At 78.4% G+C, this 1,399-nt stretch carries 1 protein-coding gene and 1 pseudogene; both read left to right on the top strand.

Annotated features, from left to right (window positions below):
* Positions 1-1,097: ATP-binding cassette domain-containing protein (locus ICN82_RS21160; RefSeq protein ID WP_226898662.1), on the top strand; the 1,097-nt coding region annotated here is incomplete at its 5' end.
* Positions 1,094-1,399: pseudogene (locus tag ICN82_RS21155) on the top strand (hypothetical protein); the annotation flags it as partial. The gene ICN82_RS21160 and the pseudogene ICN82_RS21155, both read left to right, overlap by 4 nt.

The following is a 1,399-nucleotide window of genomic DNA, read 5'->3' as shown; positions in this document are numbered from 1 at the left end:
CGGTGCCGGTCCGGTCGGCCGCCCCTTCGGGAGGCCGCCCGCCGCCGCGCCCGCCGCCGCCTTCCGCCGAGGAATGGCGGGTCCTGGGCCCGCCGCCGGTGCCCGAGCCCCCTCCGGCCACGGATCCGCCGCGCCCGCCGATGCCGGAGCCCCCGGCCACGGGTCAGCCGCGGCTGACCATGCCGGGAGAGCCCCCGGCCGCGAGCCAGTCGCGACCGTCGATCCGGCCCGGGGCGGAACGTCCGGTGCCGCCTGAACCGCGCAGGCTGTTCGGCGGAGCGACCGTTGCCACCTCCGTCGACGCGCCGCGTGACATGCTGGTCCTGGGGACCGGTCCCAGCCGGGCCGTGGCCGCCGGGCCGGGACGGCGGCCCGATGCCTCAGCGCCGCGAGGGCGGGCGGCGCTGTTGCGGGCCGAAGGGCTCGGCGTGGAGGTGGATGGATTGCCCGCCCTCGACGGGCTCGACCTGGAGCTGGCAGAGGGGACGACGACCCTGCTGCTGGGGCGCGAGGGGGCCGGGCGGGGCTGCGCGCTGCGCGCGATCATGGGGCTCGTGCCGTTGCGGGCGGGACGCATCGACCTGGCCGGGCTGGACCTGACCGGGCTGGCCCCGGCTGCACGCGCGCGGGCCGGGCTGGCCTGGATCCCGGCAGATGGCGGGGTGTTCGGCGGACTGAGCGTGGCGCAGAACCTGCGGCTGGGCCCGGGACGCCGCCGAAGCCGGGGCCGCCGCGACCGCCTGGTCGCCGATTTCCCGGAACTGGCGGAATACTGGCACCGTCCGGCCGCCTTGCTCGGCCGCGGCCAGCGCCAGCTGCTGGGACTGGCCCGCGCGGCGGAGGGGATGCCGCGGCTTTACCTGATCGACGCCCCGGCGCCCGAGCTTGGCGGCGCGCTGGCCCGGCTGCAGGCGGCGGGGACCACGATCGTCATGAGTGCCGAGGGCTGCGGCCCGGTGCGGGCCGCCCCGCCGGGAACGCGCGCCGCGCTGATCGAGGCGGGGCGCTGCCTGTGGTGCGGTCCGGCCGCCACGCTGCTGCAATCGCCCGCGCTGATGCAGCATCTGCGCCCGGCCGGAACGGAGGAGACGGGATGAGCCGCAGCGGATGGACATGGTTTCTGCTGCCCGCGATGCTGGCGGCGGGCGGCGCGGCGGCCTGGCTGCTGCCGGGGCCGCAGAGCGCGGGACTGCCCGCGATCCGCTGGCAGGCGGCGACGGGCACGGGGCTGCACACCGGGCTGGCGCTTTTCGTCATGGCGCTGGGGCCGTCGCTGCTTCTGGGGCTGCGCAGCAACGCGGCGCCGCTGCAGGCGGGGGCCTCGGCCGCGGGGGCGGCAGCGGGGCTTGCCTGTCTGCCGCTGCTGAGCGCAACGACCGCACCGGAGGTCGCGGCGGCC

The organism is Mangrovicoccus algicola (assembly GCF_014903745.1).
GTDB classification, from domain to species: Bacteria; Pseudomonadota; Alphaproteobacteria; order Rhodobacterales; family Rhodobacteraceae; genus Mangrovicoccus; species Mangrovicoccus algicola.
This window is presented reverse-complemented; position numbering and strand designations above follow the sequence as displayed.